This window comes from Segeticoccus rhizosphaerae, from assembly GCF_009192725.1.
GTDB lineage: Bacteria > Actinomycetota > Actinomycetes > Actinomycetales > Dermatophilaceae > Segeticoccus > Segeticoccus rhizosphaerae.
The window spans coordinates 1-3321 of sequence record NZ_VOHR01000377.1 but is presented as its reverse complement, the minus strand read 5'-3'; the positions used below and the strand labels follow the sequence as shown (position 1 = coordinate 3321).

Here is a 3321-nt window from a genome sequence, read left to right as displayed (position 1 = left end):
CGCCGGGCTGGCCGGGGTCCTGGAGGCGCTGGCGCAGTCGGTGGCCGAGGACGTCCGGGCCCGCCGCCAGGTCGAGGCCGACCGGGCCAAGCCGCGGGCCACCGCGCGGTGGATCACGCTGATCACGGTGGCCGTGCTCGGCTTCCTGGCCCTGACCGGCCGGTACATCGCCCCGTTCGGCACGCCGGTCGGGCAGGTCATCCTGCTCGTGCTGCTGGCGGCCTACGTCGGGGTGCTGGTGTGGATGAAGACCATGACCCGCGGCACACCGCTGCCGCGCTTCATCGGCAGCGGTGTCGGGGGGCAGGCGTGATCACTGACCTGCAGCTCGCGCTGGCCGCCGGAGCCCTGATCGGCCTCGGCGTCGCGCTGTTGATCTGGCGGCTGGTACCGGCCCAGCCCGATCTTGCCGACGCCCTAGACCGCCTGTCGCCACAGGCCGCCCGCCGCCGGACCCAGCCGCAGGCGAGGGCGACCGACACGCGGGAGCGGCTCGGGCAGTGGGCGATGAAAACGCTCCCGCTGGGGGTGTGGTCCAAGGTGCCACGCCGCGAGCTGGCGATCCTGCGGAAGCCGCCCTCCCGGTTCTACGGCGAGAAGCTGGTGTTCGGCCTGGCCGGACTGGTCATCCCCTCCCTGCTGACCGGCATCTTCACGCTGGTCGGCCTGCGTCTGCCGGTCGTGATCCCGGTGGCCGGCACCGTGGTGCTCGCGGCGGTGATGTTCATCATCCCGGACTACAACGCGCGAGACGACGCGAAGAAGGCCCGAGCCGAGTTCGCCCGCGCCCTGGGTGCCTACATCGACATGGTGGCGCTGGAACGCAACTCCGGCTCCGGCGGGCGGCAGGCGATGGAGGTGGCGGCCGAGGTCGGCGACTCATGGGTGTTCCGGCGCCTCGGGGAGGAGCTGGCCCGGTCCCGCTGGTCCGGCCAGGCGCCCTGGCAGGCGCTGCACGCCCTCGCCGAGGAGCTGGCGCTACCCGAGCTGGACGACCTGGCCGACATCCTGCGGCTGCCGGAGGAGGAGGGCAGCGGCATCTACGCGCAGCTGCGCGCCCGCGCCGCCTCGATGCGGGTGGCCATGCTGGGCGACGAGCTCGCCCGCGCCAACGAGGTCGGGGAAAAGATGAGCATCCCGGTCAGCCTGCTCGGGTTGATCTTCATGGTCATCCTGATCGCCCCGGCGCTGCTGCGCGTCATGGGAGGTGGCACCTGATCCAGACCACCCGGAAGGGCCAACCGCGACACACCAGAGCGCGCCCGAGGACGCGCCGGCAGGAGGGAAACATCCATGTACTACCTGATCGCCACGATGCACACCCTGGGGGCGCAACTACAGGACCAGCTACAGGACAACATCGAGGGCAGGGCGCGCGCGGTCCTCGATGAGCGTCACCGCGACCGTGGCTCGGTCTCCATGGACCAGGTCATCTGGGCCGTTGCCGTCATCGCCATCGCCGGCGTCGTGGTCGCCGCGGTGACCGCCTACGTGAAGAAGAAGGCCGGCCAGATCCAGTGAGCTTCGCCCAGGGTCCGACGCGATGAGACGCCCACCCGCACCCGCCATCCGACGCGTCCCCGCGGGTGGGCGCGAGCGTGGCTCCAGCTCGATCCAAATGGTCCTCCTGCTGCCGGCGCTGTTCCTGGTCATGTTCGCCGGGATGCAGGCCGCGCTGTGGTACCACGCGCGGGCCGTGGCCATCTCCGCCGCCCAGGAAGCAGCACGGCGCACCGGCGCCGAGCAGGGCACGACAGCAGCCGGTCGTGGCGCGGCCCGTTCCTTCATCGCCGACGCCGGTGGCGACGACGTGCTCGCCGACGCGCACGTGAGCATCCAGCGTGGCCCGACCACCGCGACCGCGACCGTGTCCGGACACTCCCTCAGCGTGATCCCCGGGTGGAACATCACCGTCCGGCAGAGCGCCTCGGCCCCCACCGAAAGGATCACCCGATGACTCGGGAACCAGACCGTGGGTCGGCGGCGATCGAGGCGGCGATCGGGGTGCCCGCCTTCATGATGTTCGTGCTGCTGATCGTGTTCGGCGGGCGAGTCACGATGGCCCGCCAGGCGGTGGCGTCCGCGGCCGCCGACGCGGCCCGCTCGGCCTCGATCTCCCGCACCCAGCCAGACGCGAACAGCGCCGCGACCGGTGCCGCGAGCACCAGCCTGGCCAACCAGTCGGTCGGCTGCACCAGCACGCACGTCAGCGTGGACACCACCGGGTTCGCCGCCGTCGTGGGCACGCCCGCCTCCGTTCGGGCCACGGTGACCTGCACGGTGGACCTGTCCAACCTGTCCGCACCGGGCATCCCCGGGTCCATGACGATCACTGAGTCGATGACCAGCCCGCTCGACACCTACCGGGAGCGATGATGCCGCACTGGACTCGTCTGCGCCGGGAGCGGGGGTCGATCAGCATCATGCTGGCCCTCGCCTCCTTCGTGATGATCGTGCTGGTCGGTCTGGCCGTCGACCTCGGCGGCCAGGTGCACGCGCAACAGCAGTCGCGTGACGTGGCCGCCCAAGCCGCCCGCGCCGCCGGCCAGGAAGTGCTCGCCGGCCCCGCCGTGCGCGGGAGCAGCATCACGATCGACACCCACGCGGCCGCCCAGGCCGCACGCGAGTACCTGTCGGCCGCCGGCGTCGAAGGCAGCGTGTCGGTGGCGGGCGGGGACGAGGTGGTCGTCCACACGACCGGCAGCTACCAGACCACGTTCTTGTCCATCATCGGCATCGGCGACCTGCCGGTCACCGGTCACGCCACCGCGCGACTGGTCGGGGCCGAGAATGGGAGGCAGCGATGAGAACCAGCACCGTGCGCCCCCGGATGGCGGGTCTGGCGGCCACCCTGCTGCTGCTGGGCATCGTGGCCGGACTCCCGCTGGTCCTTCTGGCCATCGGCGCGACCCCGATCCCCGACAGCCTTCCCACCCTCGACGCGGTCAAGACCGCCCTGTCCAGTCCCGACGACGGGACCCTGGCGCTGACCGCGATCACCCTCATCGCGTGGATCTCGTGGGCCTTCCTGACCGGCTCCATCCTGCTCGAGCTCACCGCCCGGGCCCGCGGCATCCGGGCACCCCGGCTGCCCGGACTACGGATCCCGCAGAGCGCAGCCAGCGGCCTGGTGGGAGCAGCGCTGCTGCTGTTCGTCGCACTCCCGGCGGCGACCCCCGGGACCACCGCCGCGACCTCGGCGCCGACTGTGGTGACCGCACCGACCGGCACCAGGGTGACCGCATCGACCGCGACCCCGGACCGCACCGTGGCCGACCGCGCGCCGAACGCGCACCCAACGCCGGCTGACCAGCCGGACCA

General features: G+C 72.1%; 6 protein-coding genes and 1 pseudogene. All 7 read left to right on the top strand.

The annotated features are described in order from the left end of the window. Positions 1-313: type II secretion system F family protein (locus tag FRW57_RS19285; RefSeq protein WP_420853270.1), on the top strand; the 313-nt coding region annotated here is incomplete at its 5' end. Beyond that, positions 310-1218: a hypothetical protein gene (locus FRW57_RS19280; protein WP_152186798.1), complete on the top strand. Its 909-nt coding sequence runs from the start codon at positions 310-312 to the stop codon at positions 1216-1218. The genes FRW57_RS19285 and FRW57_RS19280, both read left to right, overlap by 4 nt. A 75-nt stretch (positions 1219-1293) precedes the next feature. After that, complete coding sequence (locus FRW57_RS19275) at positions 1294-1521, top strand: hypothetical protein (RefSeq protein ID WP_152186797.1); 228 nt, start codon at positions 1294-1296, stop codon at positions 1519-1521. A 22-nt stretch (positions 1522-1543) separates the two neighbouring features. Then, the gene (locus tag FRW57_RS19270) at positions 1544-1957 is read left to right on the top strand and encodes a TadE/TadG family type IV pilus assembly protein (protein ID WP_152186796.1); all 414 of its coding nucleotides are present in this window, start codon (positions 1544-1546) and stop codon (positions 1955-1957) included. Next, entirely contained in the window at positions 1954-2376 is a 423-nt protein-coding gene (locus FRW57_RS19265) for a TadE family protein (protein ID WP_152186795.1), read from the top strand. The genes FRW57_RS19270 and FRW57_RS19265 overlap by 4 nt, the downstream gene beginning before the upstream one ends. After that, a complete protein-coding gene (locus tag FRW57_RS19260; RefSeq protein WP_152186794.1) occupies positions 2376-2807 on the top strand; it encodes a pilus assembly protein TadG-related protein in 432 nt (143 codons plus the stop codon). Before FRW57_RS19265 ends, FRW57_RS19260 begins: the two co-directional genes overlap by 1 nt. After that, positions 2804-3321, top strand: a pseudogene (locus FRW57_RS19255) (hypothetical protein); the annotation flags it as partial. The gene FRW57_RS19260 and the pseudogene FRW57_RS19255, both read left to right, overlap by 4 nt.

Bases quoted from the DNA above. Each gene is read 5' to 3' on its own strand.
- FRW57_RS19275 (WP_152186797.1), top strand. From the start codon at position 1,294: ATGTACTACCTGATCGCCACGATGCACACCCTGGGGGCGCAACTACAG.
- FRW57_RS19270 (WP_152186796.1), top strand. From the start codon at position 1,544: ATGAGACGCCCACCCGCACCCGCCATCCGACGCGTCCCCGCGGGTGGG.
- FRW57_RS19265 (WP_152186795.1), top strand. From the start codon at position 1,954: ATGACTCGGGAACCAGACCGTGGGTCGGCGGCGATCGAGGCGGCGATC.
- FRW57_RS19260 (WP_152186794.1), top strand. From the start codon at position 2,376: ATGCCGCACTGGACTCGTCTGCGCCGGGAGCGGGGGTCGATCAGCATC.